Annotated in this window: 16 protein-coding genes; 7 read left to right on the forward strand and 9 right to left on the reverse strand. The window is 49.6% G+C overall.

The window, feature by feature from the left end; translation table 11 throughout:
• Window positions 1–150 precede the first annotated feature (150 nt).
• The gene (locus TH61_RS07790; RefSeq protein WP_066508023.1) at window positions 151–1,122 is read left to right on the forward strand and encodes an L-threonylcarbamoyladenylate synthase; all 972 of its coding nucleotides are present in this window, start codon (window positions 151–153) and stop codon (window positions 1,120–1,122) included.
• A 425-nt stretch (window positions 1,123–1,547) separates the two neighbouring features.
• Here TH61_RS07790 and TH61_RS07795 read toward each other — a convergent pair whose 3' ends face one another.
• From TH61_RS07795 to TH61_RS07820, 6 genes are all read right to left on the reverse strand, one after another.
• Window positions 1,548–3,746: a S9 family peptidase gene (locus TH61_RS07795; protein WP_066508025.1), complete on the reverse strand. Its 2,199-nt coding sequence runs from the start codon at window positions 3,744–3,746 to the stop codon at window positions 1,548–1,550.
• A 194-nt stretch (window positions 3,747–3,940) separates the two neighbouring features.
• On the reverse strand, window positions 3,941–4,591 hold the full coding sequence (locus tag TH61_RS07800) for a hypothetical protein (protein WP_157600648.1): 651 nt from the start codon (window positions 4,589–4,591) through the stop codon (window positions 3,941–3,943).
• Complete coding sequence (locus TH61_RS07805) at window positions 4,576–6,018, reverse strand: aldehyde dehydrogenase (protein ID WP_066508030.1); 1,443 nt, start codon at window positions 6,016–6,018, stop codon at window positions 4,576–4,578. The genes TH61_RS07800 and TH61_RS07805 overlap by 16 nt, the downstream gene beginning before the upstream one ends.
• Before the next feature lie 44 nt (window positions 6,019–6,062).
• Window positions 6,063–6,506, reverse strand: coding sequence for a hypothetical protein (locus TH61_RS18340; protein ID WP_066508031.1), 444 nt, complete (start codon window positions 6,504–6,506; stop codon window positions 6,063–6,065).
• Window positions 6,506–7,294, reverse strand: a complete 789-nt coding sequence (locus TH61_RS07815) for an SDR family oxidoreductase (RefSeq protein WP_066508033.1) — start codon at window positions 7,292–7,294, stop codon at window positions 6,506–6,508. Before TH61_RS07815 ends, TH61_RS18340 begins: the two co-directional genes overlap by 1 nt.
• A gap of 23 nt (window positions 7,295–7,317) precedes the next feature.
• Window positions 7,318–7,554, reverse strand: coding sequence for a hypothetical protein (locus TH61_RS07820; protein ID WP_066508035.1), 237 nt, complete (start codon window positions 7,552–7,554; stop codon window positions 7,318–7,320).
• Window positions 7,555–7,571: 17 nt separating this feature from the next.
• Between TH61_RS07820 and TH61_RS07825 the strand changes: the two genes are divergently transcribed.
• The 3 genes from TH61_RS07825 (at window position 7,572) to TH61_RS07840 (ending at window position 9,644) form a co-directional block, all read left to right on the forward strand.
• On the forward strand, window positions 7,572–8,099 hold the full coding sequence (locus tag TH61_RS07825; RefSeq protein WP_066508037.1) for a 3-hydroxyanthranilate 3,4-dioxygenase: 528 nt from the start codon (window positions 7,572–7,574) through the stop codon (window positions 8,097–8,099).
• Window positions 8,100–8,652: 553 nt separating this feature from the next.
• Window positions 8,653–9,036, forward strand: coding sequence for a nuclear transport factor 2 family protein (locus tag TH61_RS07835; RefSeq protein ID WP_066508040.1), 384 nt, complete (start codon window positions 8,653–8,655; stop codon window positions 9,034–9,036).
• Between the two features lie 68 nt (window positions 9,037–9,104).
• Entirely contained in the window at window positions 9,105–9,644 is a 540-nt protein-coding gene (locus tag TH61_RS07840; RefSeq protein WP_066508042.1) for a restriction endonuclease, read from the forward strand.
• Window positions 9,645–9,780: 136 nt separating this feature from the next.
• On the opposite strand, the gene TH61_RS07845 is transcribed toward TH61_RS07840, so the two are convergent.
• The 3 genes from TH61_RS07845 to TH61_RS07855 form a co-directional block, all read right to left on the reverse strand.
• A complete protein-coding gene (locus tag TH61_RS07845) occupies window positions 9,781–10,515 on the reverse strand; it encodes a YebC/PmpR family DNA-binding transcriptional regulator (RefSeq protein ID WP_066508044.1) in 735 nt (244 codons plus the stop codon).
• 65 nt (window positions 10,516–10,580) lie between these two features.
• Window positions 10,581–11,438 carry an NAD(P)H-binding protein gene (locus TH61_RS07850; RefSeq protein WP_066508046.1) on the reverse strand — a complete coding sequence of 286 codons (858 nt, stop codon included), beginning with the start codon at window positions 11,436–11,438 and terminating at the stop codon, window positions 10,581–10,583.
• 85 nt (window positions 11,439–11,523) lie between these two features.
• Window positions 11,524–11,913, reverse strand: coding sequence for a RidA family protein (locus TH61_RS07855; protein WP_066508047.1), 390 nt, complete (start codon window positions 11,911–11,913; stop codon window positions 11,524–11,526).
• Window positions 11,914–12,385: 472 nt separating this feature from the next.
• Between TH61_RS07855 and TH61_RS07860 the strand changes: the two genes are divergently transcribed.
• From TH61_RS07860 to TH61_RS07870, 3 genes are all read left to right on the forward strand, one after another.
• A complete protein-coding gene (locus TH61_RS07860) occupies window positions 12,386–13,441 on the forward strand; it encodes an amidohydrolase family protein (RefSeq protein WP_066508049.1) in 1,056 nt (351 codons plus the stop codon).
• Window positions 13,442–13,544: 103 nt separating this feature from the next.
• Complete coding sequence (gene kynU, locus TH61_RS07865) at window positions 13,545–14,819, forward strand: kynureninase (protein ID WP_066512665.1); 1,275 nt, start codon at window positions 13,545–13,547, stop codon at window positions 14,817–14,819.
• Window positions 14,820–15,042: 223 nt separating this feature from the next.
• A complete protein-coding gene (locus TH61_RS07870; RefSeq protein WP_231862323.1) occupies window positions 15,043–16,335 on the forward strand; it encodes a sodium:proton antiporter in 1,293 nt (430 codons plus the stop codon).
• Window positions 16,336–16,341: the final 6 nt, after the last annotated feature.

Consider the following 16,341-nt stretch of genomic DNA (forward strand, 5'->3'; position numbering starts at 1 on the left):
TTTCCGCTAGGGATAGAGCCATGTTCTAACCTTAGCGGAAATTTGTTTTTAGCCTCTTTCCCAGAAAACAACCCAAAAACGCCTGCCCAGAAAATGCCTAGCTATAAATAAACTGGGAACGTTTAGCTTTGTAGGATTATTTAGGTTCTCATGGCACTTATAGGCAAAGACATACCAACGGCAGTTTCTTATTTAACCCAGGGCAATTTAGTGGCTATCCCTACTGAGACGGTGTACGGACTAGCCGCCAACGCCTATGATGAGGCCGCCGTGGTCAAAATCTTTGAAGCCAAGAACCGCCCCGCCTTTGACCCGCTCATTGTGCATACCCACTCCATCCAGGAACTAGAGAAGATTGCCCGCCAGGTGCCGGACGTAGCCTATAAACTAGCCGAGCGCTTCATGCCCGGCCCTCTTACGCTCATTCTCCCCAAGTCAGAAAAAGTGCCTTTGCTGGTGACCTCGGGCCATGACTCAGTGGGCATCAGAATCCCTAACCATCCACTCACGCTAGAATTGTTGAGGCAATTACCGTTCCCTTTGGCCGCGCCCAGCGCCAACCCGTTTGGCTACGTGAGCCCCACCACTGCCCAGCACGTGCAGGACCAACTAGGCGACCGCATTCCCTACATCTTGGACGGCGGCGCCAGCCACATAGGCATTGAGTCTACTATCATTAGAGTTGTGGGTGATGAAGTGGAAGTGTTGCGCTTAGGCGGATTAGCCTTGGAAGAACTGGAAGAGGTGGTGAGCATCTCGAAGGCCAATATCAAAACCTCCAGCTCAAACCCCGCCGCGCCCGGCATGCTGAGCAGTCACTACAATCCCGGCAAAAAAGTGTTCTTAGGCGATGTGGCTCAAAATCTGGAAAGGATAGAAGATAAATCCAGAGTAGGTATCATCTCTTTAGATAAGCAGTTCTCCGGCATTCCTGCCCAGCACCAAATCCAACTCTCAGTCACAGGTGACTTAAGCGAAGCGGCCCGAAACCTGTTCTCAGCCTTACGCCAACTAGACACTCCTACAGTAGACATCATCCTAGCGGAACGTATGCCAAACCAAGACTTGGGTCTTGCCATCAATGACCGTTTACAACGCGCCAGTTTTCAAGGAGAAGAGTAATAAGAGCAACCGTTTTTTACCTATTTTCTGGAAATTAGGTAAAAAACGAGAAGCATCTCCTTTAAGTAGCCACGCTCATTCAACACAGATTCTCCCCTTGAGGGGAGCGTAGAGGGGTGTTTACACAAGCGGGTGCACATCGCTAATAATTAGGTCATAGGTTTTAATTTGACCTAATCCTGATCTTCTACAATCAACATGAACTCACGGGAAATGCTATTAAACACCTACCCGTGGTCTTTTAAATAGATAACCACAAAATGTAGACACCCCTCTACGCTCCCCTCAAGGGGAGAATGCACGGTTAGAGGAAGCTATTCCATTTTTGAGCTATTTCCCAGAAAGCAAGCCAAAAACGACCTCAACAAAAAAGGCTCCCGTTCATCCAAGAACGGGAGCCTTTTACTTTCTAAATCCTGAAACGACTACAAGTTGCGCAAGATAAACTCGGTCATTTTGGTGAAAAGGTGAATGGTAGTATTGCCTCCGCTGATGCCATGGTTCCGGTTAGGGTAGTAGGCACTTTCAAACGGACGGTTAGCTTTTACCAAGGCGTTGGTCATCTCAATGGAGTTCTGGAAATGCACGTTGTCATCACCAGTGCCATGGATGAGCAGATACTTGCCTTTCAGGCGGTCTGCGTAGAACACTGGTGAGTTCTTGTCATACCCGTCTGGGTTCTCCTGCGGGGTCTTCAAGAAGCGCTCAGTGTAGATGGTGTCATAGAAACGCCAGTTGGTCACCGGGGCCACGGCAATGGCCGCTTTGAACACATCGGCGCCTTTGGTGATGGCCAAAGAGCTCATATACCCCCCGAAGCTCCAGCCCCAGATGCCAATTCTGCCTTTGTCCACGTACGGCAGGTTGCCCAAATGCTTGGCACCTTCAATCTGGTCAATTACTTCATAATGGCCCAAGTTGCCATAGGTCACTTTCTTGAAGTCAGCGCCACGGCCGCCGGTTCCGCGGTTGTCAATCACGGCCACAATGTAGCCTTGGTTGACAAGGTAGCTGTGCCACAGGTAATTTCTGCCTCTCCAGCTATCCACTACTTCCTGACTGCCCGGGCCGCTGTACTGGAACATCAACACAGGGTATTTCTTGTTCGGGTCAAAATCTGCTGGTTTGATGGTGTAACCATTCAGGTTCACTCCCTCTGACGTCTTGAACTGGAAGAACTCTGCCTTCGGCAAGTTGTAGTTGGCTAAAGTAGTTTTCAGGCTTTCGTTGCTCTCCAAAACCTTAATCTGCTTTCCGTCTGAGGTGTGCAAACTTACCACCGTTGGGCTGGTGATGGTAGAGTAGTAGTCCAGATAGTATTTGAAGTCACGGCTCAGGTTGATGGTGTGCGTTCCTTTGGCCGGGGTCAGGCTTTTCTTGTTCTTGCCGTTCAAGCCCATGCTGTACAGATGGCGCTCCAGGGGAGAAACCTCGGTAGAGGTGAAGTACACCAAGCCGTTCTTCTCATCCACGCCATAGAAGCTGGCCACTTCCCAGTTGCCTTTGGTAATCTGTCGAACCTGCTTGCCATTCATGTCATACAGGTACAGGTGGTTGAAGCCGTCTTTCTCTGAGCTATGCACAAACTGCTTACCGTTCTTCAGGTAGGTCAAGTCATCCGTGATGTCAATGTAGGCTTTGTCTGTTTCCTTCAAAACTACCTTGCTCTGACCAGTCTGGGTGTTGGCGTGCAGAATCTCCAGGGTGTTCTGCAGGCGGTTCATTCTTCTGATAGAAAGAAGGTTAGGCGTGTTGGTCCAGTTGATGCGCGGAATGTATTGGTCGGTCTCATTGCCGGTGTCCATCTTGGTGGTCTTACCAGAGCCCAGGTCGAAGGTGTAGATGGCCACGGTGGCGTTTTTCTCACCAGCCTTCGGGTATTTGAATTTGTAGTCTGTGGGGTACAAAGGTCCCCAGGTCTGCATGTTGTACTCAGGCACCTGGCTCTCATCGAACTTGTAGAAGGCAATCTGGTTGCCCTGCGGTGACCAGAAGAAGGCCTGCGCGAAGCTGAATTCCTCTTCGTACACCCAGTCCGTACCGCCGTTGATGATGAAGTTCCACTTGCCGTCATTGGTAACTTGGCGCTCCTGCATAGAGGCCAGGTCTACGTAGAACAAGTTGTTATCTCGCACGAAGGCCACGTACTTGTTGTCTGGCGAAAACGTAGCATATGACTGTTTTCCGCCTTGGCTCAGCTTCTGTAATTTCTTGCTGGCACGGTCATACACGTAGAAATGACCTTTGCTACTTCTACGATAAATCGGCTCATGCTCGGTCTCAAACAGGATTTTGGTCTCATCTGTGCTGAACGTGAAATCATCATAGTTCAGGATTTTACCGTCTACTTTGATGTCCTCGCCCTCAATGATGGTGCTCACCGGCTGACCCGTAGTCACGTCTACCTGCACCACGTCCACGCTCTGGTTTTTCTGGTCGGCTACCTGGCTGGAGTAGAACTGGCCGTTGCGCATCCAGTTCACGCCGTACACAGACTTGGCCTGGAACGTGCCCTTCCGGAAGATGTCTTCTAAATCAAAGCTTCGCTTCTGCTGGGCCTGCGCCTGTAGGGCGGTGCCCACTACGGCCACTGTCAACAGCCAACGTTGTATGGTTTGTCGCATTTTAGTTTGTTAGATAGTTCTCAGCCTTAAAAATAGGGATTTATTTCGGCTTTGGCCTAAGAACGATGGGAAGGCGTTTTTCGCCTGTTTTGAAGAAAAGAGGCGAAAAACGAATTGCTTCGGCTGAGCGGTGGAAAGTTATCTTACTGCGGAAATGTAATAGGTGAGACGCAGTATTCTTTTATTATAATAACTTAATTCCGGTTGTTCTGCCATAGGTTTTTCCACCAAGACTTCTTGTTTTCACGGCTCTTCTGCTCTGCTTCAAAACGTTCTCTGGCTTTTCTATTTGCTTCTTCTAGGGCAGAATCTGCCTTCTTATCCAGTTCGAGCCACTCCGGATAATTATCTATTGAATAGTCTTTATAAAGGGCAAGGAAATCAGCTACTCGTTGTCTTACAGATTCTAGGCTACCATGAACCTTAGTGTGGGCCATGTCAAAGTATTCTGCAATTGTATAGATTTCCCAAACCTCTGATTCAGATAATTCTACATTGTTTAGAAGATGGTACATTGTCTTGACAATAGCCTCAAGTTCATCTCCCTGTGTAAATCTTTTATGAAGAAGGCCAAGAATAGCTTTCCCATTTGCTAGCATGGCTGAATCTAATTCTTCACCAATTAGGGTGATGGCGTCATTTTTTGATTTGGCGAGGGATAATTCAATGAAGAAATAGTCAGGCTCATTTTTAGTTAGAATGAAGCCATCTGCCCATTTAGTAACCTCAACTTTGTCAATAACTCCCGCCGCTAAGCCTGCTTTAAACAAAGCCAAAAGCTCTTTGTAATCCTTGGGGTTGGTCATTTTTATAATTGGGTTGATATGGACTACAACTTCACGCACACATTCTGCGCCTCAGTGAAGAAGCGAAGGGCTTCCCAACCGCCTTCACGGCCCACACCGCTTTGCTTCATTCCCCCAAAAGGGGTGCGCAAATCTCTCAATAACCAAGTGTTTACCCAGACCATGCCGGCATGCAGTTGATGTGAGACGCGATGGGCGCGGGTAAGGTCATTGGTCCAGACGGAGGCGGAGAGGCCGTACTCGGTGGCGTTGGCGTAAGAAATGGCGTCTTCCTCAGAATCAAAAGGAATAAGCGTGACCACTGGCCCGAAGATTTCCTCAGTGTTGGTTCGGCAGGAGTGAGGCAGGTTCTCAAAGACGGTGGGTTGCAGGAAATATCCGTTGGCACATCGGCCTTCCAGTTGAACGCGTTCCCCGCCTGAGAGCAAAACACCGCCTTCTTGTTTGGCTAGTTCTATATACTGCAAGACTTTCTGCAGGTGCGCTTCTGAGACCAAAGCGCCTTGCTTGGTGTCAGCCAGCATAGGGTCGCCCACGGTTAAGGCGTTTACCTTTTCCAGGAAAGCGGTTTTGAATTGCTCATACAGCGGGCGCTCTATTAGAATGCGGGAGCCGCAGAGACAGATTTGGCCTTGGTTAGAGAAGGCGGCCTGTACCGCGGTGGCCACGGTTTTCTCAAAATCACAATCAGCGAAGATGACGGTGGCATTCTTGCCGCCCAGTTCCAAAGACAGTTTCTTGAATAAAGGCGCCGCGGTTCTAGCAATGGTCTTGCCAGTTTGGGTACCGCCTGTGAAGGAGATGGCTTTGACTGAAGGATGTTCGCAGAGAGGAGCGCCCACCATGGGGCCGGTGCCGTGCACAATGTTCAGGACGCCGGCGGGCAGACCGGCTTCTATGCACAGCTCAGACAAAAGGTAAGCAGTGTATGGCGTGATTTCTGAAGGCTTAGCGACCACGCAGTTTCCGGCGGCTAGGGCCGGGGCAATCTTCCAGGTGAACAGATACAAAGGCAGGTTCCACGGGGAAATGCAAGCCACCACGCCCAAGGGTTTGCGCACCGTGTAATTCACGGCAACGCCCTCCATGAAATGCGACTCAGATGCGAAGTGCTGAATGCCCGTCCCGAAGAAATGCATGTTGCTGCTGGCCCTCGGGATATCCACGGTCTTGGCCAGCCACAGCGGTTTCCCGTTGTCGGTGGTCTCGGCTTCGGCTAAACGGTCTAGGTGTTGGTCTATGAGCTCAGAAATACGCATCAAATACCTCCCCCGCTTCTCTGCCGACAAATTTGACCACGCTGGGAATGCTCCTTCCGCCGCTTCAATGGCCGTCAATACATCCAGCTCCCCAGAATCCGGAATCTGGGAATAGATCTCGCCGGTAGCCGGACTAATATTATGCAAGTATTGGCCTGAAGCAGGCTCTACCAGTTTTCCGTTGATGTAATTCTGTAGGTGAAGCATAATGGTGAATGAATTTAAAGTTAATTTAGCATTATGCCTGTGTGTTAAAATGAGCTCTGATTATAAAGGCAATTCCAAAGTAAGTAGTAGAAAATTGTAGAAAGCAGAATGCTACCTATAATTTGTGCAAAAAGGAGTTTGGTATCTGTATTCTTAAGATACCAAACAATACCTCCAATGGCTGTGCAAATAATTTCAATTAAGAATCCTCCCCATTCATAAAAAATAATCAATAGCCATGAAGAAAGAACCAAGCAAAATATACCAAGAGCTACAAAGAAATCAAGGTTAATATTTTGCTTAAATGACCTTGAGACGGTGGCAAAGGATACTATTAGGAATGGAGTAAATAGAAGGAACATAATAGGGATTAAATACACAGCCATTCCTCCGGCTCTTACCCAAACTGTAGTTAGGATTATGGAAGCCAAAGAAAAGCCAATTGCTTGGTAAATGCCGAGCCAGTGGTTAATCCTTTGTAACTCCATTACAGGTTCCCCGTTCTTCCTCCGTCCACAGGTATGTTAATGCCATTGATGTACCCAGCGGCTGGCGAGGCAAGGAACGCGGCGGCGGCGGCTACTTCGTGCGCTTCCCCGAAGCGGTTGGCTGGAATCCCAGACAGCAACTCGGCTTCCACAGACTGACGCGGTTGGCCGGTTTTCTCCATCTTGGCTTCAATGAGCGAATGGTGGCGGGCGGTGAGCGTTGCCCCGGGCAACACGTTGTTCACCGTAATCCCGAAGGGTGCCAGCTCAAAGGAAAGCGTCTTCGCCCAGTTGGCCACGGCGCCTCTAATGGTGTTGGACACGCCTAGGCCTTTGATAGGCTGTTTCACCGAGGTAGAGATGATGTTGATGATGCGGCCGTACTTGGCTTCTATCATGTACGGCACCGTGGCCTGCGCCAGCACGTGGTTGCAGATGAGGTGCGCCGCGAAGGCGTTTTCAAACTCCTCTACCTGGGCATTGATGGCCGGTCCGCCGGCTGGTCCGCCGGTGTTGTTGACCAAGATGTGGGCCTGTCCCATTTCCAGCAAATGCGCCTCAATACGTTCCTGCACCTGTGCGGGGTTGGTGAAATCTGCCACCACGTACCGGTGTTGTTGCCCGGCTACCGTATCCAGTTCTTGTACCGTTTCCTGCAGGCGGGTCTCGTTGCGGGCTACCAAGGTGACGGTGGCGCCCATGGCCGCCAGCTCCAGGGCAATGGCCTTTCCTATGCCCTGGGTGCTTCCGCAGACCACGGCGTGCTTGTTCTCTAAGTTCAAGTCCATATGTGAAGATTTCTGAGTCTAATTTACACGTGGTCAAAATAGTGAATTATGCGGGGAAGTGCCTCCTCTTTGAGAAAGCCTTCTCCTTTTACGAAATTGCCCTGTTGTAATTTGCCCTCCTTGCCCTTTTTCAATGCAGGCCAACCTGCCGTTTTTGGCGTGTTTTCCAGAAAAGAGCCCAAAATCGGAGGTCTATCTTTTATGAGAGAGGTTTCGTACCTTGGAACGGTCTCCTCCGCGGAGGTTCTTCCATCTTTCACCTTAGATTTTTAGCGCCATGGCCATCCAACCTGCCTTTAACATTCACCAATGGATTGACGAACACCGCCACCTGCTCAAACCGCCGGTGGGCAACCAGCAGGTCTACAAAGACAACAAAGACTTTATTGTGATGGTGGTAGGCGGACCCAACTCGCGCAAAGATTACCACGTCAACAACGGCGAGGAGTTCTTCTACCAGCTGGAGGGCGAGATTACCCTCAAGGTCATTGACGAAGGCGAATTCAAGGACATTACCATCAAAGCCGGCGATATCTTCCTGCTTCCGCCCAACGTGCCGCACTCGCCGCGCCGGGGACCCAACACCGTGGGCCTGGTTCTGGAGCGCTACCGCGATGAGAAAGAGCTGGATGGTTTCCAGTGGTACTGCGAGAACTGCAACACCAAACTCTACGAGGAATACATCCCTGTCTCTGACATTGTAGGCCAACTGCCCGTGGTCATGGACGCCTTCTGGGCCTCAGAAGAAAAACGCACCTGCAGCAAGTGCGGTGAAGTGATGCAGAAGCCGGCGCCGGTTCAGTAAGCGATAATTCATGATATTATTGAAGTATCTGTGTCAAACTTAAACATGTTCTTGATGCTCTTCGGACTTATTGTAACCGGCATCTATGCATGTCTTGGATTTTATAAGTTATTCAGGAAGAAAAATTGGACATATAGATTACTAATCTTTTCAGGTTTGCTAGCTTCCTTTCAGTTGCTTTTGTCAATTATAAAAGATGGTATACTTGCCCCAATTCCTAGCGATACTCTTTATGGGCCCATCACTTATATGGTTTCTTATTTGCTGTTGAGGAAGATGTATGTAGCCATTTACAGGGTAGAGCCTACCTATAATAGATGTGCTTGGTATGACCCTGAAGATAAAAGGAGACAAAACTTGCTAGACATAGTAGTACATGTTCTGCCATTTCTATTAAGCATTACCGTGGCTGTACAATTGGCTATTTTAAAATCTAATTGAATTCTCTACCCATTGTCATCCTGAAAGGACTTTGTGCCCGAACTAGCTAGGCAGTAGCAAAAGTCAATTGGCCTTCTCTAATTTCCTTAATCAAACTAACATCAATTCACTAATGGATAATAATCAAAGAGAACACATCATCCATCAATACTTAGAAGGCTACAATCAGTTTGATGTAGAAAATATGATAGCCCACTTTGATGAGAACATTGTCTTTGAAAACGTGTCCAATGGTGAGGTGAATATGTCCTTACATGGCGTAGAGTCTTTCAAAAAGCAGGCCGAGCAGGCAACCACATATTTCTCTTCCAGAAAGCAAACGCCCATCTCTTTCCAACACCAAGACAACCAGACCGAGGTTGCCCTAGACTATCAGGCCATCCTCGCCATGGATTTCCCCACGGGGCAAAGGAAAGGCGATGAGCTGAAGCTACAGGGGAAATCCGTGTTTACCTTTTCGGGTGATAAGGTGATTAAGCTGGTGGATATTAGCTAGAGACATTTACTAAAGGAAAGCCTGTAATTGCACAGCTATAAATGAACGTTATGCCTTAAAAGCCCCAGATGCCAAGACCTCCTGAAAATATCAATGCAGAAATAAGCCCTAGAGAATTTGAGCTTTTAGTGAAAGATTATCTATTGAACTTAGGGAAAGAGTTAAATACTTTCACTGCCACGCATGATATTAAAATTCATCGAGTTGACGGGGAATATCAAATAGACGTTTTTGCAGAATTTGAGTTTTTAGGAGCTTCCTTCAAAGTCCTTATTGAATGCAAGAGATATAAAAATAAAGTTAAGAGAGAGGTTGTTCAGTTACTGTTTGATAAGCTAAGGGCTACTGGTTCACATAAGGGTTTAATATTTTCTACTTCTGGGTTTCAAGAAGGAGCAATCACTTTTGCAAAAGAGCATGGAATAGCCTTGATAAGAGTAATTGAAGGCAAGTATAATTATTTTACAAAGTCTACTAACCATCCAAACTTTCAGCCTCCACCTTGGGCGGATACTCCAAAATATGTTGGTGAGTATTGTAATGATAAGTACATAGCATACTTGCAGGATGGACATTTAGAGCCACTTAAAGAATTTCTATTTGACTAACCTCTATGTTTAATATCAGCCAATTGGTGTTCAGATATTTTTCAACACAAAGGCCCGCCTTCTCTAAAGAAAGCGGGCCTTTGAATGTATCTCCGTTTTTAGCCTTTTTTTTAGAAAACAGGCCAAAAACCAAAGGTTATTCCCCGTCTTCGGCGTCTTCTTTCATGTTGTGGTACACGGCCTGTACGTCTTCGTCTTCTTCCAGACGGTCCAGGAGCTTGGTCATGTCCTCTTGTTGCTCTGGCGTGAGTTCTTTTAATACCGTTGGGTAGCGCTGTAGCTCAGAGCTTTTTACGTGGAGGCCGCGCTCTTCCAGAGCCTTTTGCATGGCACCAAAATCCTGGAAAGAGGTTTGGATGATGATTTCGTTTTCCTCTTCGTCTTTGTCAATGCTCTCCAGCCCGAAGTCAATCAGGTCCAGCTCCAGCTCTTCCAAATCCAGGCCTTCACCGTTCAAATGGAAAACGCCTTTGCGCTCAAAGATAAAGTCAAAGGCTCCCGTGCGGCCAAGCTCACCACCGGTGCGGTTAAAGTGCATGCGCACGTTAGCCACAGTGCGGTTCACGTTGTCAGTGGCGGTTTCTACCAGGACGGCGACGCCGTGCGGGCCGTAGCCTTCATATACTACTTCAGAATAGTCGTTTTCTTCCTTGCCCTGGGCGCGCTTGATGGCGGCCTCTACGCGGTCTTTGGGCATGTTCACGCCTTTGGCGTTCTGGATGCAGACGCGCAGGCGGGAGTTGGTGTCTGGGTCAGGTCCGCCAGATTTAACGGCCATCACAATCTCTTTCCCTATGCGGGTGAACTGCTTGGACATCATGTCCCAGCGTTTCATTTTACGGGCTTTCCGAAACTCAAATGCTCTTCCCATTGCGGTTTTCTAAAACTGATTGGTGCAAATATCAACAAAAACACGCTACGCCCCAAGCGTTGGGCTTACACGTGTTCGGCTAAATATTCCTCTAGCCGGCGCTGTCCTTTTACGGGTGCCACGCAATCGGTTTTGGTGACTTCCACAAAAAAGGCCGCTTTTTCAAACAGAGACTTGCTCACCAGTTTTATCATGGGCAGAAAGGTGTTGGCCACCCAGTACGGCACCTGCGGAATAGTGCGGTAATGCCCCACTTTCTTGCCTACCATTCTTATCAAATCCATGCGGGAATAATTGACCGGGCCGCCAAGTTCCACCACCGTGTCTAAAGAGGTGAGAGCGTTTACGCAGGCTTCGGCCACCTCGTGCTCATGGATGGGGTTGGTGATGTGGTTGCCAGGGCCTACGGAGGCCAGCTGTCCCTTGCGCGCCATGGGCACTAGCTCTAAAACGGCAGAGAAAAGCGCAGGTGGTTTGATGATGGTGTTGGCAATGCCGCTGTGCTGTAAGTCCCGCGCAAAGTCTTCGTGCGCTTTGAAGTAGGCCACACTGGGGTGTTTCTCACCGCTGAAAGCGGCTACGTAGATGAATTTCTTTATTTGCCCGTGCTTTTGCGCCAGCTGGAGCATGTTGAGATTACCTTGATAGTCTACCTCGTGAAAGCAGGTTTTGCTGGTGTCTGCCAGGCTCAGACTTTTACCCAGTGCCGAGATGATGTAGTCCACGCCCTGGACAAGTTCTGGCGTGAGCGTTTCTTGCTGGGTTGGGTTGCAGATGATGACTTGATGAACGGATGGTTGCAGTTGTTCGGCTTTGAGGGCGGTGCGCGCGGTGGCTCTAATTGTGAAGCCTTTCTCCCGCAGTACCTCCAGAATGTGAGAACCCAGACAACCGGTGGCTCCTAAGACTAAAACTGTTTTCATAGGCCATTCTTTTGGAGAAAACTGATAATCAATGCATAAGCTAGTGAATTTATTCTAGTTTTTCAAAAAATAGCCCAAAAACGACTTACCTGCAGTAAGCCGTCGCCTCAATTTCTACCAGCAAGGTAGGGTCAATGAGCGCACTCACCTGGACCATGCTGGTCACGGGCCGAATGTCTTTGAAAAACTCCCCATGCGCCCTGCCCACTTCCTGCCACTGGCTGATGTCGGTGACAAACATCCGGGTCCGTACCACCTGTTCCAGAGAAGCGCCGGCCTCCTGCAGGACCTTCTCAATCTTCTGCAGAATGCAGATGGTTTGCGCGTACACGTCGCCTATTACTTGGCCGTTTTCTACCGCAGTAGTGCCGGCCACTTCAATCAAAGGCCCCACCCGCACCGCGCGTGAATATCCCACCGTGTTTTCCCAAGGCGCCCCTGAGGAGAATATCTGGCGTGTTGTTTCTGTTGACATAGGTTTAATTGTTAGTTGCTGATTGTTAATTGTTAGCCAATCTACTTGATAATGACTTAGGCAGAAAAACTATGCAGATATTTTCTTCTGTCATGATAAATGCTTGATAACCACTCATCCGTCCTCCTGAAAATGAGACTCCCCTCTACTGTCATCCTGAAAGGACCTTGTGAGAAAGTTGTAGTAGCATTTATAAAGAGTTTGTCTAGTTCGCCCACAAGGTCCTTTCAGGATGACAAAATGGATAGTTTGAATTGGCACATTGTGTTAGCCTCATTTCTGAGAATCAGACCAAAAACGTTTCTGTTACTATTGAACAACAATCAGCAATCGACAATCAACAATCAAATCTGTTTTTAGCCTGATTTCCAGAAAATAGCCTAAAAACGGAAGCAGAAGTGAATAGCTGTTCCCAGAAAGTGCGCAGATTTTATTATTTTGAGCATTCAAGTACACTGCCTACCCTACAATCATGCACCAACCGCTTAAAATAGACATCCACACGCACATCTTGCCCGAGCGCTGGCCAGACTTGCGGGAACGATATGGATACGGCGGTTTTGTGCGGCTAGAGCACCACAAGCCCTGCTGTGCGCGCATGATGCTGGATGACCGCTTCTTTAGGGAAGTGCAGGACAATACCTGGGACCCACAGGTGCGCATGCAGGAGTGCAGCCACCACGGCGTGCAGGTGCAGGTCTTGAGCACGGTGCCGGTCATGTTCTCCTACTGGGCCAAGCCCGAAGACACCTGGGACCTCTCCAAAATCCTGAACGACCACATTGCCGGCGTAGTGGCAGATTACCCCACGCGGTTTGTAGGATTGGGCACCTTGCCCATGCAGGACAGCAAACTGGCCATTAAAGAGCTGGAGCGGTGTGTGAAGGAACTGGGCCTGGCCGGGGTGCAGATTGGCTCCAACGTCAATGACCTCAACCTGGATGATGATGCCCTGTTTCCCATCTTTGAAGCCGCCGCTGATTTAGGTGCTGCCGTTTTTGTGCACCCCTGGGACATGATGGGCGAAAAGAAGATGCGCAAGTACTGGCTGCCGTGGCTGGTGGGCATGCCCGCCGAAACCTCGCGCGCCATCTGCTCCATGATTTTTGGCGGCGTCTTGGAGCGTCTGCCTCATTTGCGCGTAGCCTTCGCGCACGGCGGGGGTTCCTTCCCGTTCACCATCGGCCGCATTCAGCATGGGTTTGACGTTAGGCCAGATTTGTGCGCCGTGGACAACAACGTGCCGCCGGTCAATTACCTGGGCAAGTTCTGGATAGACTCCCTCGTGCACTGCCCCAATACCTTAGACTATGTGGTCAAGCAGTTCGGCGCAGATAAGATTGCCTTGGGCAGTGATTATCCTTTCCCTTTGGGCGAACTGGAACCGGGTAAACTCATTGAGTCTATGCCGTACCCAGACGCGGTGAAGGAAATGCTGTTGAGTGGCTCGGCGTTGCAATGGTTGGGTTTGCAGAAAGAACAGTTCCTGCCCAACTCTCTCAAAACATCCCATAGCCCTTCTTTGTAATACAATAGCCCGTGCCAGACGGTAATTCCTGTTTAACATTGGGGGTTTCTCCTTAATTTAGCAGGCTAGAGCCGCATGCGTGGTGCTTTACAAATTCAAAGAGATGACCTTTCAAAATACGTTGGCCTTTGCCCAGGCCCAAGATGCGGCAGATTCGTTACGCAATTTCAGAGAGCAGTTTCACATCCCGCAGCAAAACGGACAGGACACGGTCTACCTCTGCGGAAACTCTTTAGGGCTTCAGCCTAAATCTGCCAGAGCGGCGGTAGAGGAGGAGATGCACAAGTGGGCTACCCTGGGCGTGGAAGGACATTTTACCGGAGACACGCCTTGGTTCACCTACCACAAAGCCCTGGCCGGACCCTCTGCCCGCATTGTGGGCGCCAAGCCCGAGGAGGTGGTCATCATGAACCAACTCACCGTGAACCTGCACCTCATGCTGGTGTCGTTCTATCAACCCAAAGAAGGCCGCTACAAGATTCTAACCGAAGCCGGTGCTTTCCCCAGTGACCAGTACGCGCTGGAGACGCAGGTGAAGTTCCATGGCTATACCCCAGAAGACGCCATCATTGAAATCTCGCCGCGCAAAGGGGAGACTACCTGGCGCAACGAAGACATTCTGCAAGCCATCCAAGAGCACGGCGATGAGCTAGCCTTGGTCATGATGGGCGGCGTGCATTACTACACCGGGCAGGTGTTTGACATGGCGGCCATCACCCAAGCGGCGCATGCCATGGGCGCGTTATGCGGTTTTGACTTGGCACACGCGGCAGGCAATGTGCCTTTGCAATTGCATGACTGGGACGTGGACTTTGCCGTGTGGTGTACCTACAAATACATGAACTCGGGTCCGGGCGGAACCTCTGGTGCCTTTGTGCATGAGCGTCACGCTAACAATCCCAACCTGCCGCGCTTTGCCGGTTGGTGGGGCCATGACCAGCAAGAGCGCTTTCAGATGAAGAAGGGTTTTATTCCTATGGCCGGCGCCGAAGGCTGGCAACTTTCCAACGCACAAATCCTGCCCTTGGCAGTGCATAAAGCGTCTCTGGCCTTGTTTGAAGAAGCCGGCATTAAAAACCTGCGCGCTAAGAGCGAACGCCTGACTGCCTACTTGGAGTATTTAATCAAAGAGCTGAACCAGCCCAAAGAGCTGCTGGAAATCATCACACCGTCGGCGCCTGAGGCCAGAGGCTGTCAGATTTCCCTGCTCGTGAACCAGAACGGACGTCAACTGTTTGACACGCTCATGGCCAACGGTTTCATATTAGATTGGCGTGAACCCAACGTGATCAGAGTGGCCCCCACACCTATGTACAACACCTTTGAGGACGTCTATCGGTTCGGGCAGTTTTTGGCAGCACACTTTAGGAATGACTAATGATTATTGACCAGTGATTAATACTAATTGAATAGGTAAAAGTAAAGAATGGTGACCTTGATTTTGTTCTTATTTGAGGGCTTGCCCACACTAATGATGCTACCCTTCAACTATTAATCACTGGTCAATAATCATTAGTCATTATAAAAAACACGTTCGTTTTTGGCCTGCTTTCTAGAAATCAGGCCAAAAACGAACGTGTTTTTTTATAAGTATTTATACGATGCTCCCGTATAAGTCTTTCACCCAAGCAGGAGCCTCTATGGATTTGTACCTTCTTACGTTTGTAGTCATCGGCGCGGCGGCGTTGACCATGGCCTGGCTGCCTACGTTGTTTCAGAAGGTGCCGCTGTCTTATTCAATTCTGTTCATAGTGGTAGGCCTCTTCATCTACCAATTACCCTTGGGCTTGCCAGACCCAGACCCGCTCCGGAAAAACGACTTGGTGTTGCGCCTGTCAGAATTGTGCGTCATCATCACGCTCATGGGTACGGGCATCAAAATCAACAGAAGACTTACTTGGCAGAATTGGCGCGTACCGCTGCGGCTGGTGAGTTGGACTATGTTGCTATGTATTGCAGGATTGGTGGCCCTGGCCTGGTACTTCTTGGGAATGCCGCTGGCCTCGGCGGTGTTGTTGGCCGCAGCCTTGGCACCTACAGATCCTGTTCTGGCCGCCGATGTGCAGGTGGGTCCTCCCAGTGAGGAGGTAGAGGACCATACTCGGTTTTCGCTTACCGCAGAGGCCGGCCTTAATGATGGCATGGCATTCCCATTCACGTGGCTGGCTATTGCGCTGGCCGTTGCGGCCCAAGGCGAGGGGGAGCCTAACTGGCTTTTGCATTGGCTGAGTTATGACGTACTGTACCGGGTGGTGGTAGGCGTGGGGGTAGGTTTCTTGATAGGGAAGGCCATAGCGTACCTCATCTTTAAATTGCCCAGAAAAAGTGCCCTCCCCGAAACACGGGACGGTTTTGTGGCCATCTCCACCACCTTGCTGGTCTATGGCCTCACGGAGTTCTTGCACGGCTACGGGTTCATTGCCGTGTTCATTACCGGCCTCACCATCAAAAATTCAGAGAAAGACACCACCTATCACCGCGAAATGCATGACTTTACAGACCAGATTGAGCGCATGTTGGTAGTGGTAGTTTTGATACTGTTTGGGGGAAGTTTAGGGCATGGCTTACTGGACGCGCTGACCTGGCAGGGTGCACTGGTGGGTCTATCCTTTATCTTTTTGATTAGGCCCTTGGCTGGCATGGTGGGCTTGGTTGGCAGCGGGATTAAACGAAGCGAGCGCTGGGCCATCAGCTTCTTCGGGATACGGGGGATTGGGTCTATCTTTTACCTGTCTTTTGCCTTTGCGCACGCCAAGTTTATGAACCCAGACGAGATTTGGGCCGTGGCCGGGTTTACCATTCTGGTGTCCATTATCATGCACGGAATCTTGGCTACACCTATCATGACGTACTTGGACAAGCGCCGTGGTCCCAATGACTTGAAAGTAGAATAATCTTTT

It is taken from the genome of Rufibacter sp. DG15C, from assembly GCF_001577755.1.
Classification (GTDB): Bacteria; Bacteroidota; Bacteroidia; order Cytophagales; family Hymenobacteraceae; genus Nibribacter.